Below are 21,983 nucleotides of genomic sequence, written 5' to 3'. Positions count from 1 at the left end.
ATATCGTTCTAATCCCTCGAAACTTAAAGTGCAATTTTGGCAGATGTGTCACGCAAAAACGCTATCCCGCATTAACCGTCGCGGCCCCGTCGCCGTCGCCATCCTGATCCGGATTGATGATCATTGGGTCAAGGGCGGCAATCGCGGCATATTGGGATAAAAACACCTGCCCGCTCAGATGCGATAAAAACGCGGTGCGCGCCAACCGGTCCATCACCGGCCCCTTGACCTCAGATAGATGGAATTTAACCCCGGCATCGCGCAGACGCAGATTGATATCTTCAAGGCTTTCAAGACCGCTGGCGTCAATTTCATTAATCGCCGGACACATCAAAATCACATGCGCCAAACCCGGATTCTTCGCCACCAGATCATAAATCCGGTCTTCCAGATAACGGCTATTGGCAAAATAAAGACTTTCATCGGGGCGCACCGTCAAAACCCGCGTGCCGGTCAAAACCTGATGACGATGGATATTGCGAAAATGTTCGGTTCCAGGCACCAGACCGACCACCGCAATATGCGGGCGGCTGGTGTGATGCAGATGCAAAATGATCGACAGCAGCACACCGCTGATCACCCCCGGCTCGACACCAAACAAAAGCGTTACGGCAATGGTTGCCATCATCGCGCTGAAATCGCGTTTCGAATAAACCCAGACCCGCCGGATCGCCGCAATATCCACAAGGCTTAATACCGCGACAATGATGGTTGCGGCCAATGTCGCATGCGGCAGAAAATACAAAAGCGGCGTTAAGAAAAATGTCGCCGCCCCAATCGCAATCGCAGTTATCAAACCGGCAGCGGGTGTTTGCGCCCCGGCATCGAAATTCACCACCGACCGGGCAAACCCGCCCGTCACCGGATATCCGCCCGAAAAACCGGCGGCGATGTTCGATGCGCCAAGGGCAATCAATTCCTGATCGGGAACAATGCGCTGGCGGCGCTTGGCCGCCAATGTCTGGGCAACCGAAACCGATTCAACAAATCCGATCACGCTGATCAGCAATGCCGGCACCAAAAATTGCACGACAAGTTCCGGGTCAAAGGATGGTATCGACAGCCCGGGAAACCCGACCGGAACATCGCCGACAATCCGCACGCCCACCGCCGCCAGATCAAACTGCCAGACCAGCCATGTTGTGACGATCACCACCAGAACCGGCCCCGCCTTGGTCAAGAACGACGCCCAAACCCTGGCCATCCCCAACCGCACCAGAAGCGACCCCATCGACATCCGCACCCAAAACAGGAAAATCAGGCTGCCAATCCCGATCAAAACCGTCGAAAGGTTGCTGTCTGCAACGGATCGCACAATCGCAATCGCGGTCTGCACCGCATTTCCCGACGGGACCTGAAGGCCCAGAATATGGCGCAGCTGCCCCAACGCGATCAGGATGCCCGATGCGGTAATGAAACCTGATATGACCGGATGGCTCAAAAAGCTGGCCAGAAATCCCAAACGGAAAATTCCCATCGCCAGCAACATCAAACCCGACATCACCGCCAATGTCACCGCCGCCATTAAGGCATTAACGCCCTCGGGCAATTGTGCCGCCCCAATGGTCGATGCCGTCATCAATGAAATGACCGCAACCGGCCCGACGGCCAGGGCACGGGACGTGCCAAACACCGCATAGGCAATCAATGGCAGGATAGAGGCATAAAGCCCGACTTCGGGCGGCAATCCCGCCAGCATCGCATAAGCCAGACTTTGCGGGATCAACATTACCGTCACGATCACCGCCGCCGTCATATCGTTGGCAGCGTCGTGTCGGTTATAGGTCCGTCCCCAGTCAAGGATCGGAAAATAACGGTGCAACCGTTTCACATTCGGCACTCCGGGCCATCAAGGCCACAAATCACGTCGGCCCGTTTCCGCCAATGGCCGCACCGCTGAATTATCAGCGCCGTGCGGCAATCCGCGGTGCCAGACCAGACATGTCATACCCCGCATCCGCAGCCGTTTTGACAATATCCTCGACCGGCATCTTCCCGGCATTGGCAAGCGACCACAAAATCGCGCAACGCGTTCCGGTCCGGCAATAGGCAAAGACCGGTTTTGGGGATTCGTTTAACGCCTTGGCAAAGGCATCGGCATCGCCGTCCTGCACATTGCCACTCATCACGGGTTGAAACACTGCCGTAAGGCCAAGTTCCTCGGCCCGCGCCTTGACCGCACTAAACGGTGGCTGGCCGGGATCTTCATTGTCCGGCCGGTTGCAAATGATCGTCTTGAAACCGGCTTGGGCAATGTGATCCAGTGCCTCAATCGGCATCTGGGGCGATACGGTAAGATCGTCATTCAGGCGTTTCATCGTCCTTGCATCCATTCTTTCGCGTCGGAATCGTCCCGCCTTTGCCCTCAAAGGCTGTTAAGCGGGATCTTGAGATAACGGATGCCATTATCTTCGGCTGGTGGCAACTCCCCAGCGCGCATATTTACCTGAACCGATGGCAGGATCAGGCGCGGCATATCCAATGTCGCGTCCTTGGCCTTGCGCATTTTGGTGAATTGATCCTCGCTGATACCTTCGCGAACATGGACATTATGGGCGCGTTCTTCGGCCACCGTGGTTTCCCAGATATAAATATCGCGCCCCGGTGCCTTGTAATCATGGCAAAGAAACACCCGTGTTTCTCCCGGAAGGGCCAGAATCTTTTGCACCGACCGATAAAGTGTCGCCGCATCCCCACCCGGAAAATCACATCTTGCGGTGCCAAAATCGGGCATGAACAACGTATCACCGACAAAAACGCTATCACCAATCACATAGGACATGCAGGCGGGTGTATGCCCTGGCGTATGCAGCGCACGCGCCGAAAGCCCGCCGATTTCAAACGTTTCCTCATCCTCAAACAGATGGTCGAACTGACTGCCGTCGCGCTGGAATTCCGTTCCGGCATTAAACACCTTGCCAAATGTTTCCTGCACCACACTGATCTTTGATCCGATACCCATGCGCCCGCCCAGCTTGTCCTTCAAATACGGGGCCGCCGACAGATGATCGGCATGGACATGGGTTTCAAGTATCCATTGCACCGTAAGCCCTTCCTCGCGGACAAAGGCAACAATCGCATCGGCGGAAACGGTATTGGTCCGGCCACTTGCCGGGTCATAATCCAGAACCGAGTCAACAATCGCGCAACAACTGCTTTGCGGATCGCGCACCACATAGCTGATCGTAAAGGTCGCCTCGTCAAAAAATGCCTTCACCACCGGCATTTTCGATTTGTCCGCCCGAAGCGACGGTTTGCCTGATCCGATACTCATGCCACTCCTCCGGTATTGTCGGACGCCGATAATGCTAGTTCGTGGATGTCTGACAGGTGCAAATACCCAAAATGCGATACAGCAGGCAGAATCGCATAACCCCGGTCAACAGGATGACCGCGCCCACAATCATCGCAAGCCAGCCAAAACCGCCAAGGGTGGCAAACGGACCGGCCTCGGTCGCAAGGATGAACGGCAATACAATCAGGACAAGACCAAGGATGATCCGTACCACACGATCAAATGTTCCAACATTGGCTTTCATCGCGAAACTCCGCTTTTTAAATGGATGAATAATCTCTGGCTCAAAGGTTATAATTAAATATTATAATAATCAAATGTAATTTTATCATTTTTTTGTGTTAAAAATGATCCATCGCAATGCAATGTACAAAAGCGCCCGGTTGCGGTCCTTTCCCGCGCGTGCTAAGCCCCTCTCAAATCAAAATTTCTGGGGATGGATCATGACCGACAACGTTGCATCACAACCCGAAAACGCCTCAACACCTGATTGGCCTGTCTGGCAGGCACAAAATCCGGCGGGCACATTTTCCCAGTGGCTCAAGACGTGTGTTGCCGATGATTGGCACAAGGTCACCCACCATCCCTTTACCGATGCCTGGGGCAAGGCCGCGGTTCCCGACCGCAATCTCAAAAACTATCTGATTCAGGACCACCGTTTTATCGACCGGTTTGTTGCCCTTCTGGCCGGTGCCGTATCACGTGCGCCAACGCTGCCGGACCGGATTCCGGCCTGCCAGTTTCTCGCCCTTCTGACCGGACCGGAAAACACCTATTTCGAACGCTCACTTGATGCGCTTGGCGTCACCGAACAGGAACGCCGCGAAATGCCGGATTGGGACGCCACGCGTGACTTCAAGGACCTGATGCGCACCGCAATGGAAAGCAACGACTACGCCAGCATGCTGGCGGTTCTGGCAGTGGCCGAAGGCACCTATCTTGGCTGGGCGGACCGGGTTCACAATGAAATCGAAAGCCACCCCAAAGAGTTCTGGTACGCCGAATGGCTTGATCTGCATATCGGGGACTATTTCGAAAGCGTCGTCGCCTTCCTCAATGATCAGCTTGATAAAACCGGACCGACACTGGATGACGCTGCCCGCGCAAACTGTCTTTCCTGTTTCCGCAAGGCAACCGAACTTGAAGTCCGGTTCTTTGACGCGGCATGGGGTTCACAAACGTGATCACCATCCGCCTGTATCGCGCAACCGATGCATCGGTGCTGACCGAAATTTATACCCGTTCTGTTATGGAACTGGGATCGCGTGCCTATAACCCCGATCAGGTCGGCATCTGGGCAACCCTTGCTCCAACCGCGGAACGGTTTGCCGAGCTGATGGACGATGGTCGGCTGCGCCTGATCGCGGCGGACGCAAACGACCAGCCCGTCGCCTTTTGCGATCTCGAAGCCGACGGGCATATCCATTTTCTGTATGCCCTGCCCGAACTTGCCGGGACCGGTGCGGTCAGGATACTTTATGACGCCCTCGAAAAAGCGGCACGTGACCGCAACATCGCAAAGCTCTATTCCGAAGCCAGCGAACTCGCCAAGGGCTTCCTGTTAAAACAGGGCTTTCACGTGGTTGAACGCCGCGATTTTGAAGTCGCCGGGGTCCCGATCCATAACTATGCCGTTGAAAAACGCCTGCGTCCTGTGACCTGATCGGGGCAAAATCAAAAGACGGTCATTTCCCGACCGCCTTTTCATGTCAACTGTCCTTGATCGCCCGACGGGCGGTTGTCACCACCCGCTCGACAAAGGCATCGGCCTGCCCGATATAATGCGCCGGATCGCGCAGCTTGGCCCAGTCGATCCCGACATCGGTAAGTCGGGGCAACTCATCAAACAGATTGCTTTGATTGGCGGCAGACCGCGAAAGCGCATCCTTGACCAGCTTGTCCGCCCCGTCACGCCCAAGATGCTCGGCAAGGGCAAAGGTCGCCGCCTCCGCCAGCATCGCACCACGCGACAGTTCAAGATTGGCCGCCATCCGGTCAGTATTGACCTTAAGGCTCGGCACCATATCAACCGCCTGCGCCAATCCGGCCCCGGTTGCCATGATCATCTGCGGCAAAGTCAGCCATTCCAGCAACCAGCTTGCCCCGGATCGTTCATGTTCATGGATCTGGCTTTGCGCAAATGTGCCAAGCTGGCCTGCATTGAACCGCGCCAATGTGATCAGCATTTCCGCCTGCACCGGATTGGATTTGTGCGGCATGGTCGATGATCCACCGCCCTTGCCCGGCTGGACTTCAGCTATTTCGGATTGCGCCAGCAACACCAAATCCTGCCCCATCTTGCCAAGCGCACCGCTAAGCGCGGTTAACTGTGCAGCAAAATCGACCAGAACATCGCGCTGGCTGTGCCACGGCATATCGGTCGGCGGCAGTTCCAGTTCATCGGCCAGATTGCGTTCAACCTCAATCGCCTTGTCCCCGATCGATGCCAGCGTCCCCGCTGCCCCGCCGAAACTAAGCCGGAACAGATCGGTACATAACGTATCAATCCGATGATCAATCCGCACAAGTGGCACCAGCCATCCGGCGGCTTTAAGCCCGAATGTGGTCGGCACGGCCTGCTGGGAACGGGTTCGTCCGATCATGACAGTCGCCCGGTGGGTTTCGGCCTGTGCAATCAATGCCTTGATCAGCTTGCGCGTCCGGCGGCGGATAATCGCCACCGCATCGCGAAGCCGTAACACCAGCCCCGTATCAAACACATCCTGACTGGTCGCGCCAAAATGGACATAACGCGCATCATCCCCGCCGATCTCGGCCTTAAGCGCCTTGACCAATGCCGGCACCGGCACACCGGCACTTGCCGTACCCGCCGCCAATGTCGCGGGATCGGGGCGAAATTCGCGGCACACATCGGCAATATGGTTCGCACTTGCTTCCGGGATCACGCCTGCGCGTGCTTCGGCCGATGCCAATGCCGCCTCAAACAGAACCATCGATGCGATCTGCGCATCATCGGTAAAAAGCGCGGCAATTTCCGCATCGGCAAACAGATTGCCAAGCATCGCGGAATCAAAGGGCGAAATTGTCATCTGGTTTGGTCCACCGTTTAAACAGGTGTTATTTCAGGTCGTTAGTGTCGCGCCGCGACTGCGTTCGGTCAACAACACAAAAAGAAGCCCCTGCCCGTTCTTGCAACGGCACAGGGGCCCTTTTGAAATCAAACGATCAATCAGACCGCTTCAAGCACAATGGCAATACCCTGTCCGACGCCAATGCACATCGTCGCCAGCGCATATTTACCACCGGTACGTTTCAGCTGCATCGCAGCCGTCCCGGTGATACGTGCGCCCGACATGCCAAGCGGATGACCAAGCGCAATCGCCCCGCCATTCGGGTTAACACGCGCATCGTCATCGGCAATGCCAAGATCGCGCAACGTTGCCAACCCCTGCGAGGCAAAGGCCTCGTTCAGTTCGATCACGTCAAGCTGATCGGTCGTAAGGCCAAGACGCGCCAGAAGCTTCTTGCTGGCCGGTGCCGGGCCAAAGCCCATGATGCGTGGCGGGACCCCCGCCGTCGCACCGCCAAGCACCTTGGCAATCGGTTTCAGGCCGTATTTCTTGACCGCTGCCTCCGATGCAATGATCAATGCTGCCGCACCGTCATTCACACCCGATGCGTTGCCCGCCGTCACCGAACCACCTTCGCGGAACGGGGTCGGCAGTTTGCCAAGCTTTTCGGCCGTGGTGCCCGGACGCGGATGTTCATCCTTGTCAACGATGATCGGGTCGGCCTTACGCTGCGGAATGGTGACCGGCGTGATTTCCGCGGCCAGATTACCATTTTCCTGTGCGGCCACCGCCTTGTCCTGCGACCGGGCGGCAAAGGCATCCTGATCAGCACGGCTGATCTTGAAATCCTCGGCCACGTTTTCACCGGTTTCCGGCATGGAATCAACGCCGTACTGCTTTTTCATCACCGGATTGATGAAACGCCAGCCAATCGTGGTGTCATAGATTTCCGCATTGCGCGAAAAGGCACTTTCCGCCTTTGGCATCACAAACGGCGCACGCGACATGCTTTCAACACCGCCCGCAATCATCAGATCGGCCTCGCCCGATTTGATCGCGCGTGCGGCCATGATGATCGCATCCATACCCGACCCGCACAGACGGTTGACCGTCGTGCCGGTAACATTTTCCGGCAATCCGGCCAGAAGCGACGACATGCGCGCCACGTTGCGATTGTCTTCACCGGCCTGATTGGCACATCCGAAAATCACGTCATCGACATCGCCGAAATCGATATTCGGGTTGCGTTCGATTAACGCCTTCAGCGGAATGGCACCAAGGTCGTCCGCACGGACCGACGAAAGACTGCCGCCAAAACGGCCAATCGGGGTACGGATAAAATCGCAGATATAAGCATCAGCCATAATCAAAGTCCTTACTGCTGGCCTTCATGGGCCTTGGCGGTGCGGGCATGCAGGTCACGCAGGACCTGAAGCTCGTGCGCGTCGGGCACCGGAGTTTCGGCGACTTCATCCGCAAATTCAACAGCCCAGCCGGTGTTTTCGATAATATCTTCGCGCGTCACGCCCGGATGGATCGATGTCACGATGAAATGCTTTCCAACCGGATGCGGTTCCATGATGCAAAGATCGGTAATCAGCCGCGACGGGCCTTTGGTATCCACACCATAAGATGCACGGTCATCCCCGCCCTTGCCATGACCAAGCGAGGTCACGAAATCGATCTTTTCAACAAAGCCGCGCTTGCTTTGTTTCATCACCAGAAACACCTCGCCACAGCTCGTCGCGATTTCCGGTGCCCCGCCACCGCCCGGCAGGCGAACCTTGGGATCGTCGTAATCGCCAATCACGGTGGTGTTGATGTTGCCATATTTATCAAGCTGTGCCGCGCCAAGGAAGCCGACGGAAATCTTGCCGCCCTGCAACCAGTAGCGGAACATTTCCGGCACCGGCACGGTATTGACAGCCGTTTCGCAAAGTTCGCCATCCCCGATGGACAGTGGCAACACATCGGGCTTCGTGCCAATCGTGCCGCTTTCATAAATAAGGGTCAGTTCCGGCGCATGCGTCAAACGTGCAAGGTTGCACGCTGCCGACGGCATGCCGATGCCGACAAAGCACACATCGTCATTCTTGAGTGCGCGCGAGGCAGAAACCGTCATCATTTCGGTAGGGGTATAGTCAACCATGATCTTTCCTCCGCTTACCCTTTGTTCGCTTCGCGCTTGGCGGCGAAATCTTCGGGGCCGCCCTTCATGACATGCTCATCAATCCATGCGGTGAAACTGTCGCGATCATTGGCGATCTTGTCCCACGCCTTGTAAAACGCGTTGTCGCGCTTGTAATAACCCTGGGCATAAGACGGATGTGCACCACCGGGCACCTCGACAATCGCGGTCACCGCCCAGTTCGGCAGCATCACGGCGTTGTAGGGAACATCGTCAAAGTTATCGACGATCTCCTCGACCGTAATGATCGACTTTTTCGCGGCCAGAACGGCTTCTTTCTGAACCCCGACAATACCTTCAAACAGGACATCGCCCTTCTTGTTGGCTTTCTGGGCATGAACCACCGCCACATCCGGGCGAATGGCCGGAACAGCGGCAAGGCTTTCACCGGTAAACGGGCATTCGATGAATTTGATGTTCTTGTTCACGCGCGGCAATTCCGCCCCGCGATATCCCTTGAACACCGCACAGGGCAGACCCGCCGCCCCCGCGTCATAGGCATTCGCCATTGCCGCGTGGCTGTGTTCCTCGATCTCAAGCTTGTGCGGCCAGCCTTCCTGCACCGCATCGCGCAACCGGTGCAGCGACCCGACACCGGGGTTGCCGCCCCACGAAAACACCAGCTTCTTTGCACAACCGGCCCCGATCAGCTGATCATAGATCATATCGGGCGTCATCCGGATCAGGGTCAGATCCCTGATCCCCTGACGAATGACCTCGTGCCCGGCGGCATGCGGGATCAGATGTGTGAAACCTTCCATCGAGACGGTATCGCCATCCTTGATGCAGGATGCGACAGCCTCTTTAAGCGACATGAAACGTGCAACCACGGTAAAACTCCTGTGGTAACCAGAACAATAAAACGCGGCATATCTCAGCCGGATGCGTTGGAATGATTTGGATGGCTGTGACCACCGGCTTTCCCCAAAGCAGCGAACACAGCCATCCAGACCGAAGCGACTTACACGTCGAAGAACACGGTTTCCGCGTCCCCCTGCATATGAATGTCGATCCGGTATTCAACCCCGGTACGGGTTTCAACACGCTTGGCAATCAGCGTGTCACGGCGATCGGCGGGAACCGATTGCAGGATGTCATCCTTGGCGTTCAATGCCGCCTCGTCATCGAAATAAAAACGGGTAAAGGCATGAACCAGCATGCCGCGCATGAACACGATGACATTGACAAACGGGGCCGTGCCATCAGCAACAACACCCGGTTTGACGGTGTCAAAATAAAAGCGGTTCTGCGCGTCCGTGCCGGTGCCACAACGGCCAAGGCCCCGGAAACCCGATGACGCAACATCAACCGGATTTTCGGTATAGGCGCCCTTGGCATCGGCCTGCCAGATTTCGATCATCGCGTCATTGACGACATCGCCGTTGCCATCAAGGACACGACCAGTGATGCGGATATGTTCGCCTTCCGCGTCCGGTCCGGCGATGGTCGTGTCGGCAATGTCGGTAAAGTCGTATGCATATTGCCCGGCGGTCAGGCCATAGGCGAAATACGGACCAACCGTCTGCGAGGGGGTTTCACCATATGCCATGACTTAATTCTCCATCGGGGTGGCATTGCGTCCGCGCAGGACGATGTCAAACTGATAACCAAGGGCAAAGCCTTCCTCGGTCTTCTCGATCGAGAATTTCGAAATCAGGCGTTCGCGTGCCGCGGCGTCCTCGGTACCCAGGAAAATCGGATCAAGCTCCAGCAACGGATCACCCGGGAAATACATCTGGGTCACAAGTCGCGTGGCAAAACCCGGCCCGAACAACGACAGATGAATATGGTTCGGACGCCATGCATTGAAATGGTTGCCCCACGGATAGGCACCCGGCTTGATCGTATAGAAAACATAATTGCCATTGGCGTCCGTCATGCACCGGCCCGACCCGCGGAAATTCGGGTCAAGCGGCGCGTCATGCTGATCCACCTTGTGCACATAACGCCCCGCCGCATTGGCCTGCCAGACTTCAACAAGAATGTCGGGCTGCGGGCGGCCATCGGTATCCATGACCTTGCCATGCACCACAATACGTTCACCCAGCGGTTCACCATTGGTGATGCCGTTCTTGGTCAGATCGAAGTCAAGCTTGCGCACCGATGCCGGGGCAAAACGCGGGCCGGTGCCCTCGCTCAATCCTGATTTGATCGCAAGTGGTGCCTGCGTCGGGCCGCGCAGGATGGTGGACTTGTAACCGGGTGCGATAAAGGGGGCGTGGGAACCCCAGTCGCGCGGTTTAAAGGTGGACATGGCGTTTACTCTCCCTTGGCGGCCGCATCGATCTCGGCATAGGTTTGTTTGGCAATGCGGAATGCCGTATTGGCGGTGGGAACACCGGCATAGACCGCAACATGCATCAGAACTTCACGGATATCTTCGCGCGTGGCGCCGGTATTCAGCGTCGCACGGATATGCATCGCCAGTTCTTCTTCATGGCCAAGCCCGGCCAGAAGCGCGATGGTCACAATGCTGCGTTCGCGTTTGGTGAACGCATCGCTGGTCCAGACACCATTCCAGACATTCTCGGTGATGTAACGCTGAAAACCGGCATCGATTTCCGTGACATTCGCCGATGCACGATCCACATGGGCATCGCCCAGAACGGAACGGCGGGTTTTCATACCGACTTCATACCGGTTCTCAGACAAGGTTCTTCTCCTTGATAAATCGGTCGATCAACCGGGAAAGCAATTCGGGGGTTTCAAGGCACGGCAAATGCCCGACCCCGTTTATAAGTTCGAATTCGGCACCGGGGATCATCCCGGCCATCTCGCGCACCACATCGGGCGGTGTCGCCAGATCGTCCGATCCGCAAACACAAAGAACCGGCACCGAAATCCGGGTCGCGGCATCGCGAAGATCCCCATCACGAAGGGCAACGCACGTTCCGACATACCCCTCCACCGTGGTCCGCACCAGCATGTCGCGATACATCGCGGTTTCAACCGGCCGTTCACGGCGATATGTCGGCGACAGCCAGCGTTCGATGATGGCATCGCCAAGAACCTCGATGCCACCTTCCCTGATGGCATTGATGCGCATGTTCCAGCCATCCGCATCGCCAAGTTTCGGCGCAGTATCACACAGGATCAGACCGCGAACGCGCGCGGGCACCAGTTCCGTGACCTTCTGCGCAATCAGTCCGCCAACCGACAAACCGCAAATAATGACGTCCTTGACGCCCAGATAATCCAGAAGCCCGATCAGGTCATTGGCATGCAGGTCGATATTATAATCCACCCCGCCAATGCCCGATAAACCATGTCCGCGCTTGTCATAGGTTATGACGTTGAACCGGTTCGAAAAGGCCGCAACAACATCGTTCCAGATACGCAGATCCGTACCCAGCGAATTTGAAAACACCAAAGCCGGGCCGTCTTTCGGGCCGGTCTGGCAATAATGGATATGTGTCCCGTTGATCGGGGCGACTTGTAAACTCATGTTATTTCCACCCTGACTTGTTACCCATAATCTGGCAGGCAGTTTTGGTTATGTAAAATGAGGATTTGCGTTAATTGCATAACTATACAATTATATAAACTCGCAAGATTTGATTTCTGGAATGGTACGCATGCTTGATCAACGCATTAAATTCCGCCATCTGACCTGCTTTCTGGAGGTCGCCCGCCAGCGCAGCGTCGTCAAGGCCGCCGACACATTATCCATCACCCAGCCGGCCGTTTCCAAAACCATCCGCGAGCTCGAAGAACATCTTGATGCCCGTCTGTTCGACCGCTCCAAACGCGGTGTCACGCTGACCGATTTCGGCAAGGTGTTCCTGCGTTATGCCGGTGCCAGTGTCACCGCCCTTCGTCAGGGTGTCGACAGTATCAGTCAGGTCCGCATGCAGGGCGGCCTTTCGATCAATCTTGGTGTATTGCCAACCGTCGCCGCCAGCGTCATGCCAAACGCCATCCGCCGGTTCAAGGCACTCAGCCCCGATACAACGGTCAAGGTCGTGGCCGGGCCAAACGTGATGCTGATGGGGCAATTGCGCGTCGGCGAACTTGATCTGGTGGTCGGTCGTCTGGCCGAACCCGATCAGATGTCGGGCCTGTCCTTCATACATCTATATTCGGAACATATCTCGCTGGTTGCGCGGCCCGGTCATCCATTGCTGGCCGATAAAAACCCGGACATTACGCGCATTCGCGAATTTACCGTTCTGGTGCCGCCCAAACAGGCGATCATTCACTCGACTGTCGACAAAATGCTGATTGCGCATGGAATCGGTGCCCTGCCCGACCGGATCGAAACCGTTTCGACATCCTTTGGCCGCGCCTTTACCCGCGAAACCGATGCGATCTGGATCATCTCGAACGGGGCTGTGGCATCCGACATTGCCGAAGGCCACCTTGTCGAATTGCCGATTGATACCAGCGATACCTTTGGCCCGGTGGGCCTGACCACCCGTATCGACAGCCCGATTCCCCCCCCGGTCGAAATCCTGATCAATGCGGTCCGCGAAGAAGCCGCCCGGCATCATGCAACCCATGCCCGCCACGATACATAATCATATGGTTATGAAAACAAGCGCCAATATCATTATACATAACCATGCGACGACCATTAGATTGATTACAAATTGGCATGGCAGCTGTGCATAAACGGCAAACATGCGAACAAAAAGAATAACAAAAACAACAAGAAAAAAACTTCAGGAAAACTTTGCAGATAAAAAACGCATCATGGCTGAGACGTTTGATGGCGTTTGGCAACGCCACGGGACGTTCAAAGGAGGAAAGAATGAAACACATCACGAAACTGCTGACAGGTGCCGCCGTTGCGACCATGGTGTCGTTTGGCGCCCATGCACAGGAAGTCACCCTGACGATCCAGCACTTCCTGGGCCCGAAAGCACCGGCACAGGCCCAGATGATCGAACCGTGGGCCAAAAAGATCGAAGAAGAATCCAACGGTCGCATCAAGTTTGAAATTTTCCCGTCCATGTCGCTGGGTGGCAACCCGCCGGAACTGTATCGTCAGGTCCGTGATGGTGTCGCCGATATCGTCTGGACCCTGCCAGGTTACACCCCGGGCGTCTTCCCGCATACCGAAGTTTTCGAACTTCCGGGTGTTCATCTGGGCGATGCACGCGCGACCAACCTCGCGATCTGGGACCTGATGGAAGACATGGCACCGGACCTTAAAGACATCCATCCGCTCGCCGTTCACGTCCATGCCGGTCAGGCCATCCACCTGACCCAGAAAGAAGTCCGCACCGTTGCCGATGTCAAAGGCCTCAAACTGCGTACACCGACCCGTACCGGTTCATGGGTGATTGAATCCTGGGGTGCGGAACCGGTTGGCATGCCGGTCCCGGCCCTGCCGCAGGCCATGTCGCTTGGCGTGGTTGACGGCGGCCTGGTTCCGTTCGAAGTCGTCCCGCCGCTGAAACTGGCTGAACTGGTTTCCTATTCCGTCGAAGGCCAGGGCGTTAATTCGCGCTTTGGTACCTCGGTCTTCCTGTTCGCCATGAACAAGGACCGTTACGAAAGCCTGCCCGACGATCTGAAAGAAATCATCGACCGGAACTCCGGCCGCGATTTTGCCGCCCAGATCGGTGATGTTTTCAATAATGTCGAAGAAGTCGGCAAGAAAATGATCAACGATGGCAAGGGTCAGGTTGTTCAACTGACCCCGGAAGAAAAAGCGACCTTTGACGATGCATCCGCATCGGTTGTTGATCGCTGGATCGAAGAAGCCAAATCGAACGGCATCGACGGTGCTGCACTGGTCGAAAAGGCCAAGGCTGCCGTTCTCGCCCATACCGAGCAGTAATCTTTCCAGATTACTGGCAAATCTGACAGGGTTACGTATCATCACGTTACGTAACCCCGTTTTCCCGCAAGATTGCCCGCGAGAATGAATGACAGATGAAACACGTGCTTAACAAGGCCGCATCATGGCTTGCCGTGGCGGGTGGTTTTTTGGCCCTGCTGATCGCGGTGGTAACCATCGTCAACGTTACCGCATTCGGCCTGGACAAACTCGCGCGCCTGTTTGGTGCGAATTTCCCGGCAATTATCGGCTACGAGGATTTCGTCAGCATGGTTGTCAGCTCGGCGGCCCTGATGTTCTTCCCCTATTGCCAGACCCGTTACGGCCATGTCGCCGTCGACGTGTTTATCAAAATGTTTCCCAACTGGTTCGCGCGCGGCGTTGATATCATCTCTGGCATCCTGATGACGCTTCTGGCCCTGTTCCTTGGCTATATGATGATCAACGGCCTGATCGAAGTCCGCAGCGACAATACCCTGTCGGCAATTCTGGGCTGGCCGATCTGGCCGTTCTATGTGCCGGGCATCGTATCGATGTTCCTGTGGGCGCTGATTGCCGCAAGCCAGATTTTCGAAAGCGAGGCCACGGCCAATGTCTGAACGCGAATTAATCGGCCTTGGCGGTCTTGTACTGCTGTTCTTTATTCTCGCACTGCGCGTTCCGGTCGGGCTTGCCATGATCGGGATCGGGATCGGCGGCAACTATGTGCTTAGCCTGTTCTTCCCCTTCCTGCGCTTTGAACCCTATCTGCAACAGTTCAAATCCCTGTTTTACGGGATTGTCTCGAACTATGAACTCTCGGTCGTGCCGTTATTCGTCCTGATGGGCTATCTCGCCAGCCAGGCCAACCTGTCACGCGATCTGTTTCAGGGTGTAAACGCCATTCTGGGCCGGTTCCGTGGTGGCGTTGCCATGGCCGCCATCGGGGCCTGTGCCGGGTTTGGTGCGGTTTGCGGATCATCGCTTGCCACCGCATCGACCATGGGCAAGGTCGCCCTGCCGGAATTGCGCCGCCTGAATTATTCGCCGCGCCTTGCCACCGGCACACTGGCGGCGGGCGGAACGCTCGGCATCCTGATCCCGCCGTCTGTCGCACTGGTGATTTACGCCGTCACGGTCGAGGCATCGATCATCCAGATGTTCCAGGCGGCCATCATCCCCGGTTTGCTGGCGGTGGTGTTCTTTATGGCGGTAATTGCCATTCAGGTCCGCCTGAATCCAAGCCTCGCCCCGATCCCCGAACCGATGGCACCGGCAGAACGTCGCGAAGCATTGCTGCGCCTGATCCCGGTGATGGTGATTTTCGGATCAATCATTCTGGGCCTTGGGGCCGGTCTGTTCACCCCGACCCCGGCGGCCGGTGTCGGCGTGTTTGCCATTCTGGTTTATGGCGCTTACATGCGCCTGCGTGGCAAGGGCGGCCTGACATTTTCCGGTCTGAAACAGTCGCTGCGCGATACGGCTGTCACCACCTCGATGATTTTCTTCATCCTGCTGGGGGCCGAAATCCTTAAAGGTTTCTTCAGCCGCGCCAACCTTCCGGCCTATATGGCCGAGGCCGCCGCGACCAGCGGCCTTGATCCCTGGCTGATCATGGTTCTGATGCTGCTCGCCCTGATCGTTCTGGGCTGCTTCATGGAAAGCCTGTCGATGATCGTTGTGATCATCCCGTTCTTCTGGCCGGCCCTGGTCGATATCAATGGCGGTGACTGGGCAACGGCGGCAACCGCGGCCTATGGCATGGGGGCCGAAGACCTTAAAATCTGGTTTGGTATTCTCGCCCTGATTGTCGTGGAACTGGGGCTGATAACGCCACCGGTGGGGCTGAATGTGTTCATCATCAACGCCCTTGCCGATGGCGTCCCCATGAGCCAGACCTTCCGCGGCGTCATGCCCTTCTTTGCCGCCGAGATCGTCCGCATCATGTTGCTGATCTTTGTCCCGGTGCTAACCCTGTTTGTCCCAACATTACTCGGCGGTTAGCAACGCGCATCATAAGCTTGCGAAAAGCCCGCCCGCTGTGGCGGGCTTTTCTTTTGATTGGCTGATTACGGGTGCGAGGAGAGATATGATCATACATATAAACGCACACCCTGCTGTTGTATTTGTGTGCAAAAGTGTGTATATATAATGTGTCAACAACGGAGGGGTGATGCAAAGCCGGGAAGTCATCAAGAAGATAAAAGCGGATGGATGGTACGAGGTCGGAACGACAGGAAGCCATCACCAGTTCCGCCACCCGACCAAGCCGGGGCGCGTCACGGTCCCGCATCCGAAGAAGGATCTGAAAATAGGTACCCTTCGGAACATAGAGAAACAAAGCGGTGTCCAGCTCAAATGAGCCGGACACCCGACACAAACAGGAAAACAGGATTGCATCATGCAAAAGACTTTTCCGGTCGTAATTGAAACGGATGAAGCTGGCGGCTATAGCGCCTTCTTCCCAGACCTTCCCGGTTGTGCCGGTGCCGGGGATACGGTCGAAGAATGCTATAGCGATGCCACACAGGCACTGGTCATGCATCTGGCGGGAATGCTTGAAGATGGCGACCCGATCCCCGACGCAACCCGTCTTGCTGATGTGGTCGTTGATGATGATGTCCAGGTCGCTGATTTGCTTCTGGTGACGGCAACCGTTCCCGGTCGCAAGACGCGGATCAACACCACGCTTGATAGTGCGTTGCTGGCCGCCATTGATGGCGTGACCACCAACCGCAGTGCATTCCTTGAGGATGCAGCCCTTGCGGAACTCAAACGGCGCAATAGCGCCCCCTGAAACGGCTTGATAATCCGTTGTTGATGATAGACCCGTGCCCGAAAAGGCACGGGCTTTTCTTTTGGTCAAACCCGAAAACCGCTAGACTGTCCGAAAGCAAACAGCAAAACATGATCATGGTCGCAACCCGCAACAGCATCCCGGTCTATAAACTTTACGGTGAAACCGGCGATACCGTCCCCGGAACCGCCGAACAGATTGCCATTTCCGAACCGGAATTCTTTCATCTCGAAAGCATCCCGTCGCGATCCAAACTGCATGACCTGCACATTCAGCCGCACCGTCACGCCAATCTGTTTCAATTGCTTTACATCACGCACGGCCATGCCGGGATCGAATTTGACGACCGGCAATTCACCATGCAGGTCGGCCATCTGCTGACCCTGCCGCCCGGCACCGTGCACGGCTTTCGCTTCAGCCCCGATATCGACGGCTGGGTCATTTCACTGACCGACTATCATTTGCAGGAAATTCTGGCCCCTGCCCCGAAATTGCTTGCACGCCTTGACCGACCACTTTGCGTTGATGCATCGGCAACCGCCGATCAGCCAAGCCCGACCGATTTCCTGATCCGTCAACTGGTCGCGGAATATTACGGACATAATACCGGGCGGTTATATGCCCTGCGTAACATATTGGGGTTGCTTTTGCTCGGCATCGGCCGCGATGCCCCGTCCGGGGATCCGGCACGGCTTAGCCGCAAGGAACAGAAAACCGCCAAGTTCCGCAAATTCCAATCCCTGATCGAAACCTTCTACAAACAGCACAAGCCGCTGGAATTCTACGCCCGCGAAATCGGCATCACCACCACACAGCTCAACCGCATCGCCAAGGACATCTATGGCATGACCGCCATCGAAGTCCTCCATCACCGCCTGATCCTCGAAGCCAAACGCACCCTGATCTATACCGACATCGCGGTTCAGCAGATCGCCGATGAACTGGGCTTTCGCGATGCCGGCTATTTCTCGCGCTTTTTCGCCAAAAAGGCCGCGATGTCACCGGTGCAATTCCGGCAGGATCACCGGTAACTCCGGCCAAACCAACGCCAGTTAAAGCCAGCCACCCGTCCCGCTCAGATGCTTGGGCAACTCATCAAGCGGCACATTGGTCAGATCCTTGACGATTTCCCCGTCAAGCGCCTCGGCCAGCGGCTTGGGCATTTTGGTGCGGACCTCGCCCATCACCTTGGGCGGGGCAATCACGATCAGGTTGTCAAACCTGCCCTGCTTGCACTCATCGGCAAGATATCTGACGACATCATCGACAAATTCCTTCTGGGCATGTTCATGCGGATCGGATGCCGGGGGCATGGCGTGGCGCTGCTGATTGCCTGCCGGATTGGCAAAACCTCGTCCCGGTTTGTCGCTGGCGATTTCCTGACTGGACCGGTTATCGGCCTGCATTTCCTCGACCGTTTCCAGATGACGGCCTTCGGCATCGCGCGTAACCGCAATCACATGCGCCTTGCCACCGTCGGCGACGAGAATCCACTGGTTCCTATGCATTTCAACCTGCCTTTTTGTTAGGACTGTCCCCGGAACGTTACGGGGACAGCTTTGGTTCCAAATCAAGGCAGATCAAACAGTCCGAAATCGATTACCGCCAGCCCAGCAACCAGCGATCAAGCCTTCCTAAAAGCCACGAAACACACAGCCCCAAAAGCGATAAAACCACCACACCGGCAATCAGTTGATCGGTCTGATACAGGTTGCCTGCGGCCAGAATAAGCGCCCCGATGCCGTATTGAGCGCCGATCATTTCGGCCGCAATCAGAAGGATGATCGCGATCGAGGATGAAATACGGAACCCCGACAGGATGGTCGGCAACGCACCGGGCAGGATGATCTTGCGGATCACCGACCACATCGGCAGATCAAAGCTTTGCCCCATGCGGATCAGGTTGCGCTGCACGTTATCCACCCCGCCGAATGTATTGATCACGGTCGGGAAAAACACGCCAAAGGCAATGGTGGCAAATTTCGATGGTTCACCAATGCCAAACCAGATGATGAAAAGCGGCAGAAGCGCAATTTTCGGGATCGGGAAAAGGGCCGATACAAATGCCACACCGGGCGAGCGCGCCCAGCTGAACATCCCCACCAGAAAACCGACAAAAAGCCCGGCCACCGTCCCCATGATCCAGCCGCCGACAAGCCGCTGTAACGACGCGCCAAGATGAAGCCAAAGATCACCCGTGATGATCAATTGCCAAAGCGCCTTGGCGACTGCAACCGGGCTTGGCATCGCAAGTTCGCTGATCACCCCCGTGCTTGATCCCAATTGCCAAAGCGCAATCACCCCCACAAAAAAGCCCCACGCCGCAACCGGATTGGCCTTCGGGTTAAACCCCGTCGCGCGAAACCGCACATGGCTTGCTGGCGATGCCGTGCTTTGGCGCTCCGCCCGGACTTCGCTGATATCATGCGACATTTTCAAGCTCCTTATCGGCCGCAATCGCCTCATCCCGGATCAGCTCCCAAAGGGCCTGCTCATGCGCGATCAGTTCCGGCATGCCTTCACGCCGCTCTGCTATCGGAATATCGATTGTATGGATTTCCTTGATCGTGCCGGGGCGACGGCGCAATGCCACCACCCGGTTGGCCAGCCGCACCGCCTCGTTCAGGTTATGCGTCACATAAACCGCCGTCATGCCGGTCCGCGCAAACAAGGCGGCAAATTCATCAAGCAGCAAAATCCGCGTCTGCGCGTCAAGCGCCGATAGCGGCTCGTCCATCAGCAAAACCGCCGGGCGCACCGCCAACGCACGCGCAATCCCCACACGCTGCTTCATCCCGCCCGAAAGCTGTTTGGGATACGCATCACGGAAATCCCAAAGATTTGTCTGCGCCAGCACCTCGGCCACCCGCGCCTCAAGGTCCGCCTTGGATAATCCGTGGTCTTCAAGAACAAGGCTGATATTGCCCGCCACCGTCCGCCACGGCAAAAGCGCGAAATCCTGAAACACATAAGTCAGCGGGTTAAGGCATCCTTCGGGTGTCGCCTTGTCACAAATCAGAATCTCGCCGCGTGTCGGGGCCAACAGCCCGCCAATGATCGACAATAATGTCGATTTGCCGCAGCCCGACGGCCCGATCAGGGCGACGACCTCGCCCGGCTCGATCCCGAAATCGATATCGCGCAGCGCCTCGACCTGATCATATGAATGGCAAATGCCCTTGATTTGCAGCCGCATGGCACAATCCGTTTATCTGAAATCTAAAAATGAAACGACCGGGCTAGAAGATGGCCCGGTCGGAAAATATCGCCTTACTCGGTCAAGGCCGGGATAAAGCTGGTATCGATGAATTTCGCCGGATCGGCATCGGCCGAAACAAAGCCGCGATCCTGATACCATTTGACCTGCGCCCTGACATCGGCAACGTCAAGTCTGGCTTCTTCGGTGATGAACATCGCGCCATTGCGGATTTTCGGATAGGCCTTGTCCGCCGGATCGTTGGCATAAACATATTTATGCACGATCTCCAGAATCTCCTGCGTGGTGTCGCTTTCAACAAGCTTGCCATCCGCATCGGTCGCCAGAAGGGCCGCACGGTAATCCGCCACCCCCTTCTGATAGGCGCGTACGAACTTTTCGACCATCTCGCGGTTTTCTTCGACATTCTCGGTCGATGTAAACAGGCCACCCACCTGATAAGGCACGTAATCCTTCACCCAGCCGATAATATGTGCCGCCCCGGCATTGGCCAGCGGCTTTGCGATATGCGGCACGATGATCATGCTGTCGACCTGCCCGCTTTTAAGCGCGCCAATCATGTTGGGAACCGACTGCAACGGTTTAAGCGAAACACTTTCCGGGTCAAACCCGGCCTTCTCCGCCACATTGCCGATCATGTAATGGAAGCTCGATCCGACCTGCGACAGGGCAAAGCTATGACCGGGCAATTTATCAACCGATGTCAGCCCCGCCTCAAACGCCGCATTGGACGCCAGAATGGCCGATCCGTCATAACCCGGATCTTCATGCAACTGCGCGCCAATAACCTTAAGCGCGCCCTTGGCCGCAAGGTTAAAGAACCCGCCCGTAAACGCCGTCACGCCAAAATCGGCATCGCCCGATGCAATCGCAACCGCCACCGGCTGGGCCGCCTGAAAGATCGAAATCTCGGCATCAAGGCCCTCGTCGGCAAGGTAACCCTTTTCCTTGGCAATAAATAACGGCGCGCTTGAAACAAACGCCAGTGCGGCAATATCGACCTTCTCGTTGGCTTGTGCGGCCTGTGCGCCAAACGCCACAAGCGCGCTCGCCCCCATCGCCAGTGCAACAACCGATCCACGCGCCAGCCGTGCCGCGCCCGCCATTCCCCTAATCGAAAGCATGTTTCCTCCACAGGATCATTTTTTTGAATGCATTATAACCTTCGGAATTTTGTTAGCCGATTTATCGACAAATTGCCAATCTTTGCCGCATTTTTCCGCCAAAAGGGTCGATCTCACCCTTAATGCGCAAGTCACAGCGAACCCTATTTCCGCCAAGGTCGAATTTTCGCGGGCCTCCCGCCCTTCCCGTACCACGCTCTCCCATCTTTCTAGCACCCCTCAACCGTCGTTCCCGCGAAAGCGGGAACCCATCGGGCCAAAACCTCCATCACCGAAATCGGAGAAACCCGGAACCGCTGACTGGATGCCCGCCTTCGCGGGCATGACGGGGATGGGTCAGGCGCCCGATACTTGCCTTGCGCAAAACAACCGTCGCCCCGCCTCTCTATCGCCACTGCCACGATGCCTGCGCCGCCCCGCTTCCTTTACCGTCGCCCGCCCCTCTACCGTCGCCTCGCTCCTCTACCGTCACTCCCGCGAACGCGGGAGGATGGACTCACACTTGAAGTGCAACATGTTTGACCTGCTCAGAGAATAGCTCGGCAGGGGTTTTGAAGTTAAGGCAC

25 protein-coding genes are annotated in these 21,983 nt (G+C 56.4%); 9 read left to right on the top strand and 16 right to left on the bottom strand.

The window, feature by feature from the left end; translation table 11 throughout:
* Positions 1–61: 61 nt before the first annotated feature.
* The 4 genes from sulP to BC440_RS08695 form a co-directional block, all read right to left on the bottom strand.
* A complete protein-coding gene (sulP, locus tag BC440_RS08710) occupies positions 62–1,831 on the bottom strand; it encodes a sulfate permease (RefSeq protein WP_071239884.1) in 1,770 nt (589 codons plus the stop codon).
* Positions 1,832–1,904: 73 nt separating this feature from the next.
* A complete protein-coding gene (locus BC440_RS08705) occupies positions 1,905–2,318 on the bottom strand; it encodes a TIGR01244 family sulfur transferase (RefSeq protein ID WP_083379327.1) in 414 nt (137 codons plus the stop codon).
* Positions 2,319–2,365: 47 nt separating this feature from the next.
* Positions 2,366–3,274 carry an MBL fold metallo-hydrolase gene (locus BC440_RS08700; RefSeq protein WP_051682332.1) on the bottom strand — a complete coding sequence of 303 codons (909 nt, stop codon included), beginning with the start codon at positions 3,272–3,274 and terminating at the stop codon, positions 2,366–2,368.
* 34 nt (positions 3,275–3,308) lie between these two features.
* Entirely contained in the window at positions 3,309–3,539 is a 231-nt protein-coding gene (locus BC440_RS08695) for a DUF2892 domain-containing protein (RefSeq protein WP_037991445.1), read from the bottom strand.
* Between the two features lie 199 nt (positions 3,540–3,738).
* Between BC440_RS08695 and BC440_RS08690 the strand changes: the two genes are divergently transcribed.
* Positions 3,739–4,479: a TenA family protein gene (locus BC440_RS08690; RefSeq protein WP_071239882.1), complete on the top strand. Its 741-nt coding sequence runs from the start codon at positions 3,739–3,741 to the stop codon at positions 4,477–4,479.
* Positions 4,476–4,958: a GNAT family N-acetyltransferase gene (locus tag BC440_RS08685; protein WP_247643546.1), complete on the top strand. Its 483-nt coding sequence runs from the start codon at positions 4,476–4,478 to the stop codon at positions 4,956–4,958. The genes BC440_RS08690 and BC440_RS08685 overlap by 4 nt, the downstream gene beginning before the upstream one ends.
* 46 nt (positions 4,959–5,004) lie before the next feature.
* Here the strand turns inward: BC440_RS08685 and BC440_RS08680 are convergent, their stop codons facing one another.
* From BC440_RS08680 to pcaD, 8 genes are all read right to left on the bottom strand, one after another.
* Complete coding sequence (locus tag BC440_RS08680) at positions 5,005–6,345, bottom strand: 3-carboxy-cis,cis-muconate cycloisomerase (protein ID WP_071239880.1); 1,341 nt, start codon at positions 6,343–6,345, stop codon at positions 5,005–5,007.
* A gap of 140 nt (positions 6,346–6,485) precedes the next feature.
* A complete protein-coding gene (gene pcaF, locus BC440_RS08675) occupies positions 6,486–7,691 on the bottom strand; it encodes a 3-oxoadipyl-CoA thiolase (protein WP_071239879.1) in 1,206 nt (401 codons plus the stop codon).
* 11 nt (positions 7,692–7,702) lie between these two features.
* The gene (locus BC440_RS08670; protein ID WP_062953078.1) at positions 7,703–8,476 is read right to left on the bottom strand and encodes a CoA-transferase subunit beta; all 774 of its coding nucleotides are present in this window, start codon (positions 8,474–8,476) and stop codon (positions 7,703–7,705) included.
* 14 nt (positions 8,477–8,490) lie between these two features.
* On the bottom strand, positions 8,491–9,345 hold the full coding sequence (locus BC440_RS08665; RefSeq protein ID WP_071239878.1) for a CoA transferase subunit A: 855 nt from the start codon (positions 9,343–9,345) through the stop codon (positions 8,491–8,493).
* A 131-nt stretch (positions 9,346–9,476) separates the two neighbouring features.
* Positions 9,477–10,064, bottom strand: a complete 588-nt coding sequence (gene pcaG / locus BC440_RS08660) for a protocatechuate 3,4-dioxygenase subunit alpha (RefSeq protein WP_071239877.1) — start codon at positions 10,062–10,064, stop codon at positions 9,477–9,479.
* A 3-nt stretch (positions 10,065–10,067) separates the two neighbouring features.
* Entirely contained in the window at positions 10,068–10,769 is a 702-nt protein-coding gene (pcaH, locus tag BC440_RS08655) for a protocatechuate 3,4-dioxygenase subunit beta (RefSeq protein ID WP_071239876.1), read from the bottom strand.
* Between the two features lie 5 nt (positions 10,770–10,774).
* Entirely contained in the window at positions 10,775–11,167 is a 393-nt protein-coding gene (gene pcaC / locus BC440_RS08650; protein ID WP_037991466.1) for a 4-carboxymuconolactone decarboxylase, read from the bottom strand.
* Entirely contained in the window at positions 11,160–11,960 is an 801-nt protein-coding gene (pcaD, locus tag BC440_RS08645) for a 3-oxoadipate enol-lactonase (RefSeq protein WP_071239875.1), read from the bottom strand. Before pcaD ends, pcaC begins: the two co-directional genes overlap by 8 nt.
* A gap of 130 nt (positions 11,961–12,090) precedes the next feature.
* On the opposite strand from pcaD, the gene pcaQ reads away from it, so the two are divergent.
* From pcaQ to BC440_RS08610, 7 genes are all read left to right on the top strand, one after another.
* Positions 12,091–13,032, top strand: coding sequence for a pca operon transcription factor PcaQ (gene pcaQ, locus BC440_RS08640; protein WP_063092015.1), 942 nt, complete (start codon positions 12,091–12,093; stop codon positions 13,030–13,032).
* 233 nt (positions 13,033–13,265) lie between these two features.
* Entirely contained in the window at positions 13,266–14,300 is a 1,035-nt protein-coding gene (locus tag BC440_RS08635; RefSeq protein ID WP_037991622.1) for a TRAP transporter substrate-binding protein, read from the top strand.
* 95 nt (positions 14,301–14,395) lie between these two features.
* Positions 14,396–14,899, top strand: a complete 504-nt coding sequence (locus BC440_RS08630) for a TRAP transporter small permease (protein ID WP_071239874.1) — start codon at positions 14,396–14,398, stop codon at positions 14,897–14,899.
* Positions 14,892–16,283, top strand: a complete 1,392-nt coding sequence (locus BC440_RS08625; protein ID WP_071239873.1) for a TRAP transporter large permease — start codon at positions 14,892–14,894, stop codon at positions 16,281–16,283. Before BC440_RS08630 ends, BC440_RS08625 begins: the two co-directional genes overlap by 8 nt.
* A 169-nt stretch (positions 16,284–16,452) precedes the next feature.
* On the top strand, positions 16,453–16,641 hold the full coding sequence (locus BC440_RS08620; protein ID WP_071239872.1) for a type II toxin-antitoxin system HicA family toxin: 189 nt from the start codon (positions 16,453–16,455) through the stop codon (positions 16,639–16,641).
* 39 nt (positions 16,642–16,680) lie between these two features.
* Entirely contained in the window at positions 16,681–17,076 is a 396-nt protein-coding gene (locus BC440_RS08615; RefSeq protein ID WP_071239871.1) for a type II toxin-antitoxin system HicB family antitoxin, read from the top strand.
* Between the two features lie 110 nt (positions 17,077–17,186).
* On the top strand, positions 17,187–18,107 hold the full coding sequence (locus BC440_RS08610; RefSeq protein WP_071239870.1) for a helix-turn-helix domain-containing protein: 921 nt from the start codon (positions 17,187–17,189) through the stop codon (positions 18,105–18,107).
* 21 nt (positions 18,108–18,128) lie between these two features.
* Here the strand turns inward: BC440_RS08610 and BC440_RS08605 are convergent, their stop codons facing one another.
* The 4 genes from BC440_RS08605 to BC440_RS08590 form a co-directional block, all read right to left on the bottom strand.
* The gene (locus BC440_RS08605) at positions 18,129–18,584 is read right to left on the bottom strand and encodes a host attachment protein (RefSeq protein ID WP_071239869.1); all 456 of its coding nucleotides are present in this window, start codon (positions 18,582–18,584) and stop codon (positions 18,129–18,131) included.
* A gap of 91 nt (positions 18,585–18,675) precedes the next feature.
* A complete protein-coding gene (locus BC440_RS08600) occupies positions 18,676–19,509 on the bottom strand; it encodes an ABC transporter permease (protein ID WP_139192093.1) in 834 nt (277 codons plus the stop codon).
* Positions 19,499–20,272, bottom strand: a complete 774-nt coding sequence (locus BC440_RS08595; RefSeq protein ID WP_071239868.1) for an ABC transporter ATP-binding protein — start codon at positions 20,270–20,272, stop codon at positions 19,499–19,501. The genes BC440_RS08600 and BC440_RS08595 overlap by 11 nt, the downstream gene beginning before the upstream one ends.
* A gap of 74 nt (positions 20,273–20,346) precedes the next feature.
* Entirely contained in the window at positions 20,347–21,417 is a 1,071-nt protein-coding gene (locus tag BC440_RS08590) for an ABC transporter substrate-binding protein (RefSeq protein ID WP_247643545.1), read from the bottom strand.
* Positions 21,418–21,983 lie beyond the last annotated feature (566 nt).

Source organism: Thalassospira sp. MIT1004, assembly GCF_001858545.1.
Lineage (GTDB): Bacteria > Pseudomonadota > Alphaproteobacteria > Rhodospirillales > Thalassospiraceae > Thalassospira > Thalassospira xiamenensis.
This window is presented reverse-complemented; position numbering and strand designations above follow the sequence as displayed.